Raw genomic sequence first — 15,735 nt, 5'->3', positions numbered from 1 at the left:
AGTGATTGCAGGGATGTGATTACTAATATTTATTTTACGCATATGGTGGTTTTTGATACAGAGGGGGTTGATACCAATAAAAAACAAAGCATTGTTTCTTATAATCAACAATATGCAGAGATTTGCTCTCTCCCTTGGCTTGGAATGCAAATGGATTGTTATGGGGAGACCTATGTGTGTTGCATTATGCAAGATAGTGCGTTTTATAATAATAAAATCTCTATTGGGAATGTGATAGAAAACACACCCCAAGAGGTTTGGAACTCTCTTAGGGCGAAAGTTTTAAGGAAGGAGAGTTTGGAGAATAATTTCACTACTTTTAAGCTCTGTGCGAATTGCGGGGAGAAATATCGGACATTTTTTAAAGAAGATGGCGAAGCATTAGAGATTAACATAAGCGAAAGGTATTAATGTGTTCAATTTGTGGAGTATATGCCTCAAAAGACTTTTCTTTGCCTGTTTGCAAAATGCTAGAGGATATGGACTTTAGAGGTCCAAATGGGTGTTTTAGCTATGCAGATAGGGGGTTTTATGCAGGGAGTAATCGCCTAAGCATTAATGATTTAGGCAATGGCAATCAGCCCTTTATCAGCCAAGATGGCAGTGTCGTTGTTTTTTTTAATGGAGAGATTTATAATTATAAAACCTTAAAAAAAGAGTTAGAAGCCGATGAGATAGAGTTTTTTAGCCATTGCGATGGGGAGATTTTGCCCTTTATGTATCAAAAGTATGGCTTGGATTGCTTTGGGTATCTTGATGGGATGTTTGGGGTGGCAGTTTATGACAAAAGGCTTCATAGGATTATCTTAGCTCGTGATAGGGGGGGAGAGAAGCCTCTTTATTATTTTCATAATGATGAAATATTTGCGTTTTGTTCTCTTATCTCGCCTTTGAAAAGGGTTTTAAACCCTGCTTTAAACTTTACTTTAAACCCTCAAGCCATTTGGGACTTTCTTACCTTTGGGTTTATCCCAGAGCCTCAAAGCATTTATCAAGAGATTAAAAGTGTGCCAAAGGGAAGTTTTTTGGTTTTTGATTGTAAGAGTTTGGAGGTGCAAATAAGGGATTTTTGCAAAGATTCTTTGTATCAAAATACACCAAAAGGATTGTTAGATAGGCAAGGACTTATCGCTAAAACGCAAGAGTTAGTTTATAAAAGTGTGAGTGATAGACTGCTAGGAGATGTGAAAATCGGGGCTTTTTTAAGCGGGGGACTTGATAGCTCTATTGTGGCTTGTGTGGCAAAAGAGTGTCTTAAGAGTGATTTTCATACCTTTAGTATCTCTTTTGAGAGCGGTAGAGATCCTTATAGTGCGCAAGTCAATGAATCAGAGTTTTCGACTTTGGTGGCTAAGAGCATTCATTCCAAGCATTATGAATTAGCAGTGAGTGCTAAGACTTTTCAAGCGGAGTTAGATTCTTTTGTTAGCAGTGTGGATCAGCCCTTTGGTGCTATTTCTGGGATTGGGATTAAACTCTTAGCAAGGAGGGCTAGAGAACTTGGAGTAAAGGTTCTTTTAAGCGGGGATGGAGCGGATGAAAACTTCGGCGGTTATGCTTGGTATCCAAAATTGCGTTTTAATAATCCTCAAGCCATTACTCTACAAAAGCCCAAAGGTTGGCATTATTATGCTTTTGAAAAAGAAAAGAAAGTTATATTTTCTCAAGATTTTTTTGCCAATGTGCGAAGCTCTTTAGGGTATTTTCCGGCTTTGGATTCTAAGCCATTAGCATTTATTGCTTTTGATAGGGAGTTTTATCTGCCCTATGAAATGATGGTGAAGCTTGATAGGATGTGTATGAGTGAGAGTGTGGAGGGGAGGGCTTGTTTTGTCTCTCCGGCTATTTTTGCCTTTACACAGAGTTTGGATTATGAAACCCTGCTTTTAGAGGGTGAAAAGTGGCTTTTAAAAGAAGCCTTTAAAGAGATTTTGCCTCAAGAGATTCTAAAGAGGCAAAAGCACGGGTTTAACGCCCCCATTGATGATTGGATGAAAGGGGAGTGGCTTTGGCTTTTGAGAGAGGCGTTAAGTGCTAAGAGTGCTTTAAGTCGTTATGGAATCTTAGACAAAGGTGCTGATAAGTTTATGCTTGATTTGCTTTTTTCCTCCCAAGCAAGGGTTGGGAATATCGCCTTTTATTTAGTGGTGCTTAATCTATGGCTAGAAAATCTATCCTAATCTTAGCAGATCTTACAAGCCCTTTAATGGAAGGAAGGATTAAGATGTTAGAGGATTTGCCCTATAAAAAATACATTTTGCATAATGCCAATAACCAACCCCTTAGCCCAGAAATCTTAGCATCTTATGCGAATTTTACTATCTTAGAGCATCCTAAAATCAATGCTATAAAACTGCGTTATCTTTATAGCTTCTTTTATACTTTTTATCTCCTCATTACCCTAAACCCAAAACTTATTGTCGTGCATTGGGCTAGTAGGCTTTATCAGAATATCCCCTTAAGTCTTTGGGGGAGGCGGGTAATCGTGCATACAATGGGAGGGGATATTGATACCAAACAAGATTATACAGGCAAAAAGAAGTTTTTTACCAATAGGCTTTTAAAGACGGCTAGGCTTATTTCTGTGAAATCTAGCTTCTTACAAGAGATGTTGCAAGGGCATAATAGTAAGCTAAAGGATAAAATTATAATTCTCTCTTGGGGGGTGGAGGAGAGGTTTTATCAGAGCATAACAGAGGATTCTAAAAAAGTTTTGCAACAAAAACTTTTTGGCAGAAGTTTTGATTTTGTATTTTTTTCTATTCGGGCTTTTAAGCCCTTTTATCGCCAGAGGGAGATTGTAGAATCTTTTGTAAAATATTTTGGCGGGCAAAGCAATGTTGCTTTATTACTCTCAAATTTTCATCAAGATTTGGGATACTTTAAAGAAGTTTCCACTTCCTTTACCCCTAATGTCTTTGCCCATAGCATTCCCCATAGCCAAATGCACGAATACCTTTTTGCCATAGATGGTGTGATTTCTTATAGCATAAGCGATGGAATCTCTCAATCGCTTATGGAAGCCCTCTGTGCTAAGAAGTGGATTATTGCCAATAGATTACCCAATCATTCTATGCTTTTAAAGCATAAAGAAAACGCCTATTTGCTTGAGGATATAAAAGAAATGAAAGAAGCCTTTACTTATGTGCAAAATCATTCTTTAAACTTTCATTATTTTTCAATGCTTGATAGGAGTTTGCAAAAAAAGCATTATCTTTCTACTCTTAAAGAATACTTTAATGTCGCTTAATATGGTAATATTTGATTTATTTTTTAAAGAGAAGTGAAATGGTTAAAGAGCATTTGGAATATTTAGTTTGCCCTGCTTGTAAGGGGGATTTAAAACTTCAAAAAGAGGTTTATGAGGGAGAATTTATTAAAGAGGGTTTGTTAAGCTGTGATTGCGCCAAAGAATACCCTATTGTAAATTTTATTCCCCGATTTGTGGAGAAAAATAATTATGCGGATAGCTTTGGCTTTGAGTGGAATATACATAAAAAAACGCAGTTTGATAGCCAGAGTGGTGTAGAGGCGAGTAAAAAAAGATTCTATGAAGAGACAAAATGGAATCCTAATGGTGGTGGCATTCTCTTAGAGGCAGGTTGTGGTTGCGGGAGATTTACGCCTTATGCTCTACAAGTAGCGGGGGGGGGGGGATTATTGATTAGTTTTGATTATTCTAATGCCGTTGATGCTGCCCTTTTGGGGAATCCTTTGAGTAAAAATTTGCTTTTTTTACAAGCTAATATCTATGAACTTCCTCTTAAAGAGGGGATTATCGATAAATGCTTTTGCTTTGGGGTGTTGCAGCATACGCCAAGTGCCAAAGGGGCGATTAAGGCTTTGGTAGAGGTTTTAAGGCTTAGGGGAGAGCTAGTTTGCGATCATTATCCCTTTAATGCCAACACTCCTTTTAATACCAAATATTGGGTGCGTCCTATTACGACAAGAATCCCGCATAAAACGCTTTATGATTTTGGAAAAAGATATATTAATTTTATGTGGTCAGTTTTTAAATTTAATCGCAAGTTTTTCTCTCCTAAAAGAGCCAATAGGATTAATTGGAGGCTTTTAATCCCTGATTATAGTAGTGTAGGATTAAGCGAAGAGAAACTTAAAGAATGGGCGTATTTGGACTTTTTTGATATGTTAGCCCCTAAATATGACAAACCCATTTTAATGCAAACTTTTTATGATTATTTGCAAGAGGGTGGCTTAGAAAATGTCTGGGTTAAGAAGGGCTATAATGGCTGGGAAGGAAGAGGGGTAAAACGATGAGGAGTTTTGGAATCGTTGGCGTTGCAGGATATATCGCACCACGGCATTTAAGGGCTATAAAAGAGACTGGAAATGAGCTTGTTTGCGCCTTTGATCCTAATGATTGCGTGGGGATTATGGATAGCTATTTTCCTAATGCGGATTTTTTTATAGAGTTTGAGCGATTTGATAGGCATATTGATAAGTTGCGCAGAGGTGGTAAGGGGCTAGATTATCTTTCTATCTGCTCTCCTAACTATCTACACGATAGCCATATTCGCTTTGGGCTTAGAAGTGGGGCAAATGTTATTTGTGAGAAGCCTTTGGTTTTAAATCCTTGGAATATTGATGCCCTAGAAACCATAGAAAAAGAGACGGGTAGAAAGGTTTATAATATTTTGCAGCTAAGATTGCACCCAAGTATTATTGCTTTGAAAAATGAAATTACTAATCTTTTGCAAAAGCAGCCTAATAAAATTTTTGAGGTGGATTTGACTTATATTACCTCTAGGGGGAAGTGGTATTTTATCTCTTGGAAAGGAGATATTGCTAAGAGCGGAGGGATTGCTACCAATATCGGGATTCATTTTTTTGATATGTTGTTGTGGATTTTTGGTGAAGTGAAAGAAAATAAGGTAAATCTCTTAAATGCTAGTAGTGCTGGAGGGATTTTAGAGCTAAAAAACGCGAGAGTTCGTTGGTTTTTATCGGTAGATTGCTCTAATCTCCCAAAAGAAACCTTAGAAAAAAACCAACGCACTTTTAGAGCTATTTGCATAGATGGTAAAGAAATAGAATTTAGCGAGGGCTTTACAGATTTGCATACGCAAAGCTATGAAGAAGTTTTGAGGGGTAATGGGTTTGAATTAAGAAATGCTAAAGATTCCATAGAGTTGGTGCATAAAATTAGAAATGCGGAAGTTATAGGCTTAAAAGGAGAATATCACCCTTTTTGCCAAAAAGTTTTAACAAGAGGATATTGATGGAGACAACAAGTTTTATTCACCCAAGCTCTATTGTCGATGAGGAGGTATCCTTGGGGGAGGGTTGTAAGATTTGGCATTTTAGCCATATACTCTCTGGAAGTGTTATTGGCTCTCATTGCTCCTTTGGACAAAATTGTGTCGTGGGTCCTAATATAAAAATGGGGAATCATTGCAAAGTGCAAAATAATGTAAGCATTTATGAGGGTGTGGAATGTGAAGATGATGTGTTTTTGGGTCCTTCTGTGGTTTTTACAAATGTTTTGAATCCTCGTGCTTTTATTAATCGGAGAGGAGAGTTTCAAAAAACATTGCTAAAAAAGGGTTGTTCTATCGGGGCTAATGCTACTATTGTGTGCGGGGTGAGTATCGGCAGATATGCATTAGTAGGTGCTGGTAGTGTGGTTATAAAAGATGTGGCAGATTTTGCTTTAGTAGTTGGCAATCCTGCAAGGCAAATTGGCTGGGTTGATAAGGGGGGAGTGAGGCTTGTATTTGATTCTTTAGGATTTGCCAAAGATAGCTTTGATGATACCCGATATAGGCTTTGTGGGGATGTGCTGGAGGTTATATGTGTTGGAGGTTGTCAATGAAGATTGATTTTGCCAATCTTGCTTATGCACATAAAGAGTATCAAAAAGAAATAGAATCAGCGATGTTAAGCATTGCAAGAAGCGCAAATTATATTATGGGTGAGGAGATAAGCAAACTTGAGGAGGAGTTAGTAGAGTTTATTGGCGGAGGCTATGCTATCACTTGTGGAAGTGGAAGCGATGCTTTGTTACTAGCTTTGTTGGCTTTAGGGATAAAGCAAGGAGATGAGGTGATTACGACTCCTTTTTCCTTTATCGCTACTGCTGAAATGATTGCGCTCCTTGGTGCAAAGCCTGTTTTTGTGGATATTACTTTAGAGGATTATAACCTTGATACTTGTCTTATTCAGAGTAAAATTACCCCTAAGACAAAAGCCATTTTAGCCGTTAGTCTCTATGGGCAACCTCCAAATTTGCAAACTTTAGAGCAAATCGCTAGAAAAAATGGAATCTTTTTGGTTATCGATGGTGCTCAAAGCTTTGGTGCGGAGTTTTTAGGCAAAAAAGATTCGTTATATGGGGATATTGCTACGACAAGCTTCTTTCCTGCTAAACCTTTAGGGTGTTATGGAGATGGAGGAGCGGTTTTTACAAAGGATAAAGCCTTAGCTTCTAAAATAGCGAGTTTAAGGATACACGGGCAAAAAGAACGTTATATCCACGAGTATATTGGCATAGGAGGAAGGCTTGATACACTCCAAGCGGCGATTTTGCGTGTGAAGTTAAGAGACTTTAAAGAAGTAATCCAAAAACGCAATTTTGTAGCCTTGCAATACGCAAAATATTTAAAGCAAGATTCTTTGGTATTGCCAAAGGTTTTGCAAGATAGAACTTCTACTTTTGCCCAATACACTATTAGGGTTAAAAATAGAGCAAAACTTCTCTTAGAGCTTCAAAGTCTAGGGATTCCAAGTGCTATTCATTATCCTTTGGGGTTGCATTTGCAAGAATGCTTTAAAGAGCTTGGGTATCAAAAGGGCGATTTTGTAGCTTGTGAGAGGGCGAGTGAGGAAGTGTTAAGCTTACCGATGAATCCTTATCTTACAGAAGAGCAGGTGCAATGGATAGCGCAAAATATTAATCAAAGGATTTAAAATGCAAAAGGTTTTGATTTATGGATTTGGTTGGAGTGGGCAGAGTATGCTTGAATTATGCTTAAAATTAGGCTTTGAATGTAAGGTGGTCGATGATAGTTTAAATCTATCTTTTACCAAAAATGATGTTTTTATGGATTTTCAAGCCATTCCCTCTTTTGCTTTTGATATTTATTTTATCTGCTGTGTGCAAGAGGAAGTTCGCCATAGAATCTTAGAAAAACTACTAGGGCAAAATATCCCAAAAGAGAAAATAAAATTTATCCACACTTATGTTTATAAGCCCCAAATGAGCTTTTTGGTCAAAGAATATTTTTCTAATGCCCAAGAAGTTTTGCAAGAATGGCTAGGAGAAAGCCAAGATATGCCAGATTTTCACCAAAAATTACAAACAATGCAAGAAGCTTATTTTCAAAAAAAGGCTATTAGTTCTGAGAGTTTATGGAAGTGGAGGGAGGAAGTTGATGAGGCAATACCCAATCAAACTATATTTTCTAAGATTTATCTAAGCACTTTTGTTAAGAGCAGGTTAGATCATATTGCTTATCCGGGATTTAGTGTCGGGATTTCGATGTATAAAAGAGAGGATAAGGATTTTTATTTTGTCAAAAAAATAGATTTTGACGCTCTTATTCACCGCCCTAAGCATATAAAGCTTATCGCTTGTTTTGGGAATAGTGCTTTAAGGGTGGAATATCTGCCTTATAAAGAGAGCATTACCGCTTTTTTACAAAAAGAAGTGGGGGATTCTTATATCGTTTTAAATTTTGGCGTTACAGGCTATACGATTTATGAACAACTTATGCTTTATAATGCCTTATGCTTTGAGCTAAAGCCCGAGCTTGTCTTAAGCTTTTTTTTGGGAACAGACTTTCGCACAGGCTTAATTAGCTGTGATATTTTGGTTAAAAAACATAAAATCCTCTATGGTCCTTGGTGGGCAGAGGGAGATTATAAAAAAACCATTCAAAGTGAGATGCCATTGTTTTCTGAAATGGGGAATAATCCTCAAGCGGTTAATAATAATATTACATTCTCTGATATTAATGCAGCCATTAAAATGCGATTAGAGCAGTTTAGGGCTATTGTTAGTGCGGGGGGGGGGGGGATTTCTTGCCTTTATCCAACCCCTATTGCCTTGCAAGTTAGAATGGAGCGAAGAAGAAAAAGCTATGCGGCATAAGGAAATAGAGATTTTAAATCACGCAACGGCTTTTCAAAATATTTTGATTCCAAAAATACCCGATATTATCCAACAATTTAAACAAGAGACGCAAGAGCTAGATTATGTTATTGATTTAAACGAAGCCATCGCACAGAATAAAGAATCGCTTTTTACCAATCATTGGATTCATTGCAACGCAAGAGGTAATGCAATAATTGCTAAAGAGGTTTTAGAGACTTTAAAAAAGAGGGGAATGATAGAGGGTGTGTAGTATTTGTGGAGGGAATTATCCTTTAGCGGAGATTAAAAGGGCATCGGGAACTATGATTCATAGAGGTCCTGATTTTAGCGGAGATTATGAGGATTCATACATTGCCCTAGCCCATAATCGCCTAAAAATACTTGATTTAAAGACTGCCTCTAACCAACCTTTCACCTCTCCCTTTTGTCCGCATTTGGTGCTTGTGTTTAATGGAGAGATTTATAATTACTTAGAGATTAAAGAGGAGCTAAAAAAGCAAGGAATCCCTTTTGTAACACAGAGTGATACCGAAGTTTTATTGCATAGCTTCGCCCACTTAGGGGAGAGATGTCTGCAAAAATTCAATGGTGATTTTGCCTTTGTGATTTATGATAAGAGGGATAAAAGTCTTTTTTTAGCGCGTGATAGATTGGGTAATAAGCCTTTGTTTTATGCTTTAGAAAAAGACAAGATTCTTTTTGCCTCAGAGATTAAAGCCTTTTTAAAGCTTAAAGATTATCCCCTAAATTTAGAGGAAGTCTCTAAGTGGCTTTTATTTGGTAATGGGGATTTAAACAAAAGTATTTATGAGGGCATTTATAGCTTCCCTGCGGCTCATTATGGAATCTTTAAGGAAGGGAAATTGCAGATAAAAAAATATTGGAATCTTGAAATAAAACCTGCCAAATATGCTTTAAGTGAATCTTTGGAGGAACTACAATCCCTTTTGCTTAATGCTCTAAAGATTCGCTTAAGGGCTGATGTGCCTCTTGCCTTATTGGTTTCTGGAGGGATTGATAGCTCTCTTTTGGCGCATTTGGCGGTGAAATTAGGGGGGGATGTTAGGCTTTTTGGAGTGAGTTTTAAGGGCTTGGAGGGAGATGAGAGTAGATTTATTAGGCAATTACAAAGGGATTTAAACCAAGAAATTAGCTTAATCACCCCAGACATAGAGGAGATAAAAAGGGATTTTAAAGCTTTAGTTTATACCCAAGATGAGATTTTTAGGAGTTTTTCTCTTTATCCGCAATTCTTGCTTTTTAGGGTGATTGCAGATTCTTGTAAGGTGGCTTTAGGAGGGCAGGGGGCTGATGAGTTATTTGGAGGGTATTATCATCACATAGGTCGTTTTCTCTATCATTCCCCTAAAGAGTTTGAAAATCGTATTAGAATTTATGGGAATGAAGCATTTAGGGAGTATAATTTTGGATTAAAATGTGCTTTAAGGGATACTTTAAAGATGAAGCTTTTTAGAGAGGACAATAAACAAAATATCAAAAAATTACAAAGGCTAGATTTACCAATCCCCCCTTTAGAGACTTTGTTAGAGCGGTTTTTGCCAGATTTTAATCAAGGTTTATTAGCCGATACTTTTGTGTTTAATCTGCCCCATTTATTGCGTTATGAGGATAGGAATGCGATGGCTCATAGTGTGGAGAATCGCACACCTTTTACGGATTTTAGGGTGGTGGAATTTGCTTTTTCTTTGCAAGATTCTTTGAAGTTTCAAAAAGGCTTTAGCAAATATCTCTTAAGGCTTCTCTTAGAATCTCTAGGGAGTAAAAGTCTGGCTTGGAGGAAGGATAAGATAGGCTTTGGTGTGCCAGAGAAAAAATTTATGGATATTTTAGGATTTGCCTATCAATCGCTTTTTGATGTAAGGGTGGCAATTTTTGAAGCTTTAAGGAGTGGTAGATGATATGGATTGATATAGCAACACCAAAATATGCGATGTTTTTTATCGGAATGATTGAATCTTTAGAGAAAAGAGGTTATGAGGTTTTGGTAACTACAAGGTATGCACCAAATTACACAGAGGCAAAGCAAATCTTAGAACTTCATAACATTCCCCATATCGTGCTTGGTGAGTATGGAGGGGCTACTTTGCTAGAGAAATTTGAAGCAAGGATTTTTCGCCAAAAGGAGATTTTAGATCTTTTCCGAAATAGGGGAGTGCCAAAGGTTCTAATCTGTGGGGCGGTGGTTGATAGTGTGCAAGTGGCTTATGGGATAGGGATACCGGTGGTTAATATCTATGATACTCCAGCTTTCACGAGGGCGGGAGATGATAGCTGCCCCACAGAGCTAACCGCTGTTGCTAGGCTTACCTTGCCTTTTTCACGTTTATTTTTCTATCCCTTTATTTTCCCAAAAGAGTTAATGTTGCGGTTTGCCCTAGATGAAAACCAAATTGAATCTTATCCCTTTATTGATGTGGCGTTATGGATAAATGCGATTAAAAAAGATTCTAAAAATGACTTTAGAATCCGCTATGGATTAGATACCTCTAAGCCCACGATTTTAGTAAGAGAAGAAGAGTATAAAGCCCATTATGTCAAAGAGCAAATCCCTACGATTTATGAGGTGATTCCACTTCTAAAGCAATCTTTGGATGCTAATATCGTGATTATGCCTCGCTATGAAAAAGAGCTTTTAATGCGGGATTTTGGAGCTTATGCCACGATTTTAGAAGAGAAGCTAAAGCCAGAAGAGTTTTATCCTTTCTTAGATTTGTTTATTGGCGGTGGGGGGACTATGAACTTAGAGGCGGTTTGCTATGGGATTCCTACGATTTCTACCCGCTCTATTTGGCTTATTCACGATCAATATCTCCTTAGCAATGATTTGATGTTTTGGAGTCAAGATGCCAAAGCAATTGTAGTAATTGCTAAAAAAATGATAGGCAAAAGAGTGGATTCTAAAAGTTATTTTGTCCGTGGAGAATGTAATTTTAATCATATTATCCATAGGATTGAAAAGGAGATTTTATGCTAGGCGTCGCACTTTTGGGTTGTGGAAGAATCGCAGCAAGACACGCAGAATTACTAAGCAAAGGAGAGATTGGCGGGGCAAAGCTTGTAGCGGTGTGTGATGTGGAGGCTAAAAGAGCTAGAGCATTTGGAGAGAAGTATCAAGTGCCATTTTTTGAGGATTTGGCTTTAATGATGAGAGAGTGTGGGGGGCAAATTGATATTGTCTCTATCCTTACTCCTAGCGGATTGCACGCTAAGAATACTTTAGAGGTTGCGGAGTATAAAAAGCATATTATTGTTGAGAAGCCAATAGCGTTGAGTTTGGAGGATGCAGATAGAATGATAGAGGCTTGCGATAGGAATAATATTCGGCTTTTTGTGGTGAAGCAAAATCGCTTTAATTTGCCTATACAAAAGCTAAAAGAAGCTTTGGAGCAGGGGAGGTTTGGGAAGCTTGTTATGGGAAGTGTGAGGGTGCGTTGGTGTCGCGATAATGCTTATTATCAACAAGATTCTTGGCGTGGGACTTGGGCTATGGATGGAGGAGTTTTTACCAATCAAGCAAGTCATCATATCGATTTATTAGAATGGATGATGGGGGATGTAGAGAGTGTGTTTGCAAAGGCTAGAACCGCTTTGAGCGATATAGAGACTGAGGATACGGGCGTGGCGGTTTTGAGGTTTAAAAGCGGTGCTTTAGGGATTATTGAGGCAACAACCGCAACGCGTCCTTTTGATTTAGAGGGGAGCATTTCGATTTTAGGAGAGCTTGGGAGTGTCGAGGTTGGAGGATTTGCAGTTAATGAAATTAAGCATTGGAATTTTACTAAAGCCTTAAAGAGCGATAAAGAGGTTATGGAGAAATATTCTACCAATCCCCCTAATGTTTATGGGTTTGGGCATAAAGAGTATTATTTGGATGTGATTGATTGTATTAACAACAATAAAAAGGCTTTGGTCGATGGATTAGAGGGCAGAAAGAGTTTGGAGCTTATTATCGCCATTTATGAATCCATTGAAACAGGCAAAGAAGTATTTTTGCGATTCCAGCCACAGCGGTGCAAATTAGGGCATAAGCAATGAAAAAAGTAGTTTTTTTAGGCGCAAAGGAGATTGGCAGAAAATGCCTAGCAGAAGTATTTGCTAGACAAAAAGAGCTAGACTTCACTCTCCTTAGTGTGGGGACTTCCCCTAGAGGAGAGGGGGTAAGAGCCTTTTGTATGCAGCATAAGATTCCAATGATTGCGGATTTAGACGAACTTTTAAAACTAGATTTTGATATACTTTTTTGTGTGCAGTATCACCAAATTTTGCAGTTGCAACATATTTTGTGTGCAAAAGAGATTGCTTTAAATCTCCACTTAGCACCTCTGCCAGAATATAGAGGTTGTAACCAATTTTCTTTTGCGATTTTAAATGAGGATAAAGAATTTGGCGTAAGCATTCATAAGATAGATAGCGGTATTGATAGCGGGGATATTGCTTTTGAGAAAAGATTTTTAATTCCTAAAGATTGTTTTGTAGAAGAGTTAGTAGAGTTGGCTAGTGAATATGGATTTAGGCTTTTTGCTAATCATTTAAAACAAATGATTAAGGGGGAATATCGCCTAATGCCACAAAAAGAAATTTATGCTACTAAGAGGGAGTTTCATCTAAGGAATGAGATTAATGCCCTAAAGGAAGTAAATCTCCACTCCTGCGGGGGGGGGGGCTTTAATTGAAAGAATTATTAGAGCGACAGCAATGCCTGGATTTGAACCCCCCTACTGCCTCATCAAAGGAAGGAAATTTTACTTCATACCAGCAGATAAAAAGCCAGATTCGGGAAGTTAGAATGGGAGAGAATGTCCAAATTGTAGAGCCTTGCAATCTCTATGAATGTTATCTTGGAGATGAAGTGTTTGTAGGTCCTTTTGTGGAGATTCAAAGAGGCGTCAAAATAGGGGCAAGAAGTAGAATCCAAAGCCATAGTTTTTTGTGTGAGTTAGTTAGCATTGGAGAATCTTGTTTTATAGGGCACGGGGTGATGTTTATTAATGATTTGTTTCGTGAGGGCAAACCCGCAAATGGGGATTTTACCAAATACAAAGAAACAAAAATTGGCAATCGAGTAAGCATTGGCTCTAATGCGACAATTCTCCCTGTGGAGATTTGCGATGATGTGGTTATTGGTGCGGGAAGTGTGGTTACAAAAGATATTACTAAAAAGGGCATTTATGCAGGGAATCCTGCGCGGCTTATAAGGGAGACTTGATGGATTTTGTAGAAATTTCACAGATTGTAGAGCAAAGGCGAGAGGAGCTAAAGAAATCTGAATCTTTGGTAGAGGTTATTGATTATGGAGCGGGGAGTCCCAATGAAAATAGAAGTAGTGAGCAAATGCGACAGGGCATTACTTTGGAACTTCCTCTTGCTTCTTTGGCCTCTATTGGGGTTAAAAGAGAAAAAGCCCAGCAGATTTTTGGGATTTTTGAGACTTTAAAGCCCAAGAGGATTTTAGAGCTTGGGACTTGCTGTGGATTTTCTAGTGCTTATATGAGCTTTTTTGCCCCAAAGGCGAAAATTTACACCATTGAAGGGAGTCCTAATACTGCTAAGGTTGCCAAAGAGACGCATAAAGGATTTGGATTAGCAAATATTGAAGTTTTAGTAGGGAGGTTTGATAAAGTATTGCCAGAGTTATTAGAAAACATTTCGCCTATTGATTTTGCCTTTATTGATGGGCATCACGATAAAGTTGCGACTTTGGATTATTTCCGAGCGATTTTGCCCTTTATGGCTAAAGATGGGGTTATGCTTTTTGATGATATTGCTTGGAGTTTAGGAATGAAAGAGGCTTGGCAGGAGATTTTAGCCCAAAAAAAACATAAAAAATCCCAAGATTTTGGCTTTATGGGGGCTTTATGGTTGTAAAGTTTTTGGATTTAAAGAAGCAATATCTAAGTATCAAAGAAGAAATAGATTCTGCTATTTTTAGGGTGATAGAAAATAGTGCTTTTATAGGGGGTGATGAGGTTTTGAGGTTTGAAGAAGAGTTTTCAGCCTTTCTTGGAGGAGGGGTTAGAACGCTTGGGGTAGGCAATGGCACAGATGCTTTAGAGATTGCTATACAATCCCTAAACCTCCCACAAGGTGGGGAGGTATTAATCCCAGCTAATACCTTTGTTGCAACCGCTGAAGCAGTTGTTAGAAATGGCTTAAAAGTCGTATTTGTCGATTGTGGGCAAGATTATACTTTGGATATTAGTGATTTAGAATCTAAAATAACTCCCGCTTGTGTCGCTATTGTGGCTGTGCATTTATATGGGCAAAGTGCAAGAATGAATGAGATTTTAAAATTGGCTAAAAACTATGGTTTGAAGGTTATCGAGGATTGCGCCCAAAGCCACGGAGCTACTTATAATGGAGAAAAGGTTGGGACTTTTGGAGATATTGGGGCTTTTAGCTTCTATCCGGGGAAGAATCTTGGGGCTTTTGGCGATGGAGGGATGATTGTAAGTAGGGATTCCTTGCTTTTGCGTAGGTGTAGGGAGATAGCTCATCACGGCGGATTAAAGAAGTATGAACATAATATAGTAGGAAGAAACTCTAGGCTTGATTCTATTCAAGCGGCGATTTTGCGGGTGAAGTTAAGGTATTTAGAATCTTGGAATGCAAGGCGAAGAGAGATAGCAGGGCTGTATTTAGAAGCCTTAAGGGGACTTCCAAACATTGCTTTGCCAGAGGTTAAGGAATCTTGTGTTTGTGTGTGGCATTTGTTTGTGATTCGCTCTTTAAAGCGACAAGCTTTAAGGGAGGCATTGCAAAGGGAGGGCATTGAATATGGTTTGCATTATCCCCTCTCTTTGCCCAACACCCCTGCTTATTCTAAGGTGGCTTTTGTGAGAGAGACAGCGTGCAAAAATGCGACTTTGTGGCAAGATGAGATTTTGTCCTTGCCTATGGGGGAGCATTTAGAGAATGAGGAAGCCCAAAGAGTGGTGGAAGTGCTAAAGGATGCTTTATGTGGGTAAAAGAGGGTTATGGGCTTGTGCTTTGGCTTTGTGGTTTAGCAGGGAGTGGCAAAAGCACTATTGGAAAGGCTTTATACCAGCAAATCAAGCAAGAGATTCCAAATGTCGTATATTTAGATGGCGATGAATTGCGGGATTTGTTAGGGGATTATGGTTATAGTAGAGAGGGGCGCATTGAAGTAGCCTTGAAACGTTCAAAATTTGCAAAATTTTTAAGTCAGCAGGGGCTAGTAGTGGTGGTTACGACCATTTCTTTATTTGATGAAATCTATAAGCATAATAGAGCCACACTCCAAAATTATTTGGAAGTGTATATCCAATGTGATTTAGAGGAACTCATTAAAAGGGATCAAAAAGGACTTTATACTAAGGCATTAAAGGGTGAAATAAAAGATGTTGTAGGCGTGGATATACCCTTTGATAAGCCAAATGCGGATATGGTAGTGGAAAACACCAAAAAAGAGTCTCTAAAAACTAATATCCAAAAGATTTTAGAGACTATTACTATAAATTCCTCAATAGCTCCAAAATCTTAAGAATCTTTATTTTGAAGGTTCTCCTTTTCTTTAATATCTAATCTCTAAAGCAACCCCCAAATAAAACAACAGATGAAACACAACCAACCCCAACCCCCTT

At 38.2% G+C, this 15,735-nt stretch carries 17 protein-coding genes; all 17 read left to right on the top strand.

Annotation, left to right across the window (positions count from 1 at the left end):
* A partial coding sequence (locus tag C6H18_RS09120) for an SPASM domain-containing protein (protein WP_233704125.1) occupies positions 1–411 on the top strand: 411 nt, incomplete at its 5' end.
* Positions 411–2,180, top strand: a complete 1,770-nt coding sequence (asnB, locus tag C6H18_RS09115; RefSeq protein WP_104722784.1) for an asparagine synthase (glutamine-hydrolyzing) — start codon at positions 411–413, stop codon at positions 2,178–2,180. The genes C6H18_RS09120 and asnB (C6H18_RS09115), both read left to right, overlap by 1 nt.
* Positions 2,181–2,224: 44 nt before the next feature.
* Positions 2,225–3,250 carry a glycosyltransferase family protein gene (locus C6H18_RS09110; RefSeq protein ID WP_158654902.1) on the top strand — a complete coding sequence of 342 codons (1,026 nt, stop codon included), beginning with the start codon at positions 2,225–2,227 and terminating at the stop codon, positions 3,248–3,250.
* 38 nt (positions 3,251–3,288) lie between these two features.
* Positions 3,289–4,278, top strand: a complete 990-nt coding sequence (locus C6H18_RS09105) for a methyltransferase domain-containing protein (protein ID WP_104722782.1) — start codon at positions 3,289–3,291, stop codon at positions 4,276–4,278.
* A complete protein-coding gene (locus C6H18_RS09100; protein WP_104722781.1) occupies positions 4,275–5,240 on the top strand; it encodes a Gfo/Idh/MocA family oxidoreductase in 966 nt (321 codons plus the stop codon). Before C6H18_RS09105 ends, C6H18_RS09100 begins: the two co-directional genes overlap by 4 nt.
* The gene (locus tag C6H18_RS09095; protein WP_104722780.1) at positions 5,240–5,833 is read left to right on the top strand and encodes an acyltransferase; all 594 of its coding nucleotides are present in this window, start codon (positions 5,240–5,242) and stop codon (positions 5,831–5,833) included. The genes C6H18_RS09100 and C6H18_RS09095 overlap by 1 nt, the downstream gene beginning before the upstream one ends.
* Positions 5,830–6,927 (top strand): DegT/DnrJ/EryC1/StrS family aminotransferase, encoded by a 1,098-nt coding sequence (locus C6H18_RS09090; protein ID WP_104722779.1) that lies wholly within the window; start codon positions 5,830–5,832, stop codon positions 6,925–6,927. The genes C6H18_RS09095 and C6H18_RS09090 overlap by 4 nt, the downstream gene beginning before the upstream one ends.
* Before the next feature lies 1 nt (position 6,928).
* Positions 6,929–8,110, top strand: a complete 1,182-nt coding sequence (locus C6H18_RS09085) for an SGNH/GDSL hydrolase family protein (RefSeq protein WP_104722778.1) — start codon at positions 6,929–6,931, stop codon at positions 8,108–8,110.
* A complete protein-coding gene (locus tag C6H18_RS09080) occupies positions 8,100–8,363 on the top strand; it encodes a hypothetical protein (protein WP_104722777.1) in 264 nt (87 codons plus the stop codon). The genes C6H18_RS09085 and C6H18_RS09080 overlap by 11 nt, the downstream gene beginning before the upstream one ends.
* On the top strand, positions 8,356–10,032 hold the full coding sequence (asnB, locus tag C6H18_RS09075) for an asparagine synthase (glutamine-hydrolyzing) (RefSeq protein ID WP_104722776.1): 1,677 nt from the start codon (positions 8,356–8,358) through the stop codon (positions 10,030–10,032). The genes C6H18_RS09080 and asnB (C6H18_RS09075) overlap by 8 nt, the downstream gene beginning before the upstream one ends.
* Complete coding sequence (locus C6H18_RS09070) at positions 10,029–11,108, top strand: DUF354 domain-containing protein (RefSeq protein ID WP_104722775.1); 1,080 nt, start codon at positions 10,029–10,031, stop codon at positions 11,106–11,108. The genes asnB (C6H18_RS09075) and C6H18_RS09070 overlap by 4 nt, the downstream gene beginning before the upstream one ends.
* Positions 11,102–12,169, top strand: a complete 1,068-nt coding sequence (locus tag C6H18_RS09065) for a Gfo/Idh/MocA family protein (protein ID WP_104722774.1) — start codon at positions 11,102–11,104, stop codon at positions 12,167–12,169. Before C6H18_RS09070 ends, C6H18_RS09065 begins: the two co-directional genes overlap by 7 nt.
* On the top strand, positions 12,166–12,807 hold the full coding sequence (locus tag C6H18_RS09060) for a formyltransferase family protein (protein WP_233704124.1): 642 nt from the start codon (positions 12,166–12,168) through the stop codon (positions 12,805–12,807). The genes C6H18_RS09065 and C6H18_RS09060 overlap by 4 nt, the downstream gene beginning before the upstream one ends.
* A gap of 113 nt (positions 12,808–12,920) precedes the next feature.
* Positions 12,921–13,340, top strand: a complete 420-nt coding sequence (locus tag C6H18_RS09055) for an acyltransferase (RefSeq protein ID WP_104722773.1) — start codon at positions 12,921–12,923, stop codon at positions 13,338–13,340.
* Complete coding sequence (locus C6H18_RS09050; RefSeq protein WP_104722772.1) at positions 13,340–13,999, top strand: class I SAM-dependent methyltransferase; 660 nt, start codon at positions 13,340–13,342, stop codon at positions 13,997–13,999. Before C6H18_RS09055 ends, C6H18_RS09050 begins: the two co-directional genes overlap by 1 nt.
* Positions 13,990–15,099, top strand: a complete 1,110-nt coding sequence (locus C6H18_RS09045) for a DegT/DnrJ/EryC1/StrS family aminotransferase (RefSeq protein ID WP_104722771.1) — start codon at positions 13,990–13,992, stop codon at positions 15,097–15,099. Before C6H18_RS09050 ends, C6H18_RS09045 begins: the two co-directional genes overlap by 10 nt.
* Entirely contained in the window at positions 15,090–15,635 is a 546-nt protein-coding gene (locus tag C6H18_RS09040; protein ID WP_104722770.1) for an adenylyl-sulfate kinase, read from the top strand. The genes C6H18_RS09045 and C6H18_RS09040 overlap by 10 nt, the downstream gene beginning before the upstream one ends.
* Positions 15,636–15,735 lie beyond the last annotated feature (100 nt).

The organism is Helicobacter mesocricetorum (assembly GCF_900198605.1).
Taxonomy (GTDB): Bacteria; Campylobacterota; Campylobacteria; order Campylobacterales; family Helicobacteraceae; genus Helicobacter_D; species Helicobacter_D mesocricetorum.
The sequence above is the reverse complement of the archived record's forward strand: the minus strand, read 5'-3'. Positions and strand labels throughout refer to the sequence as shown.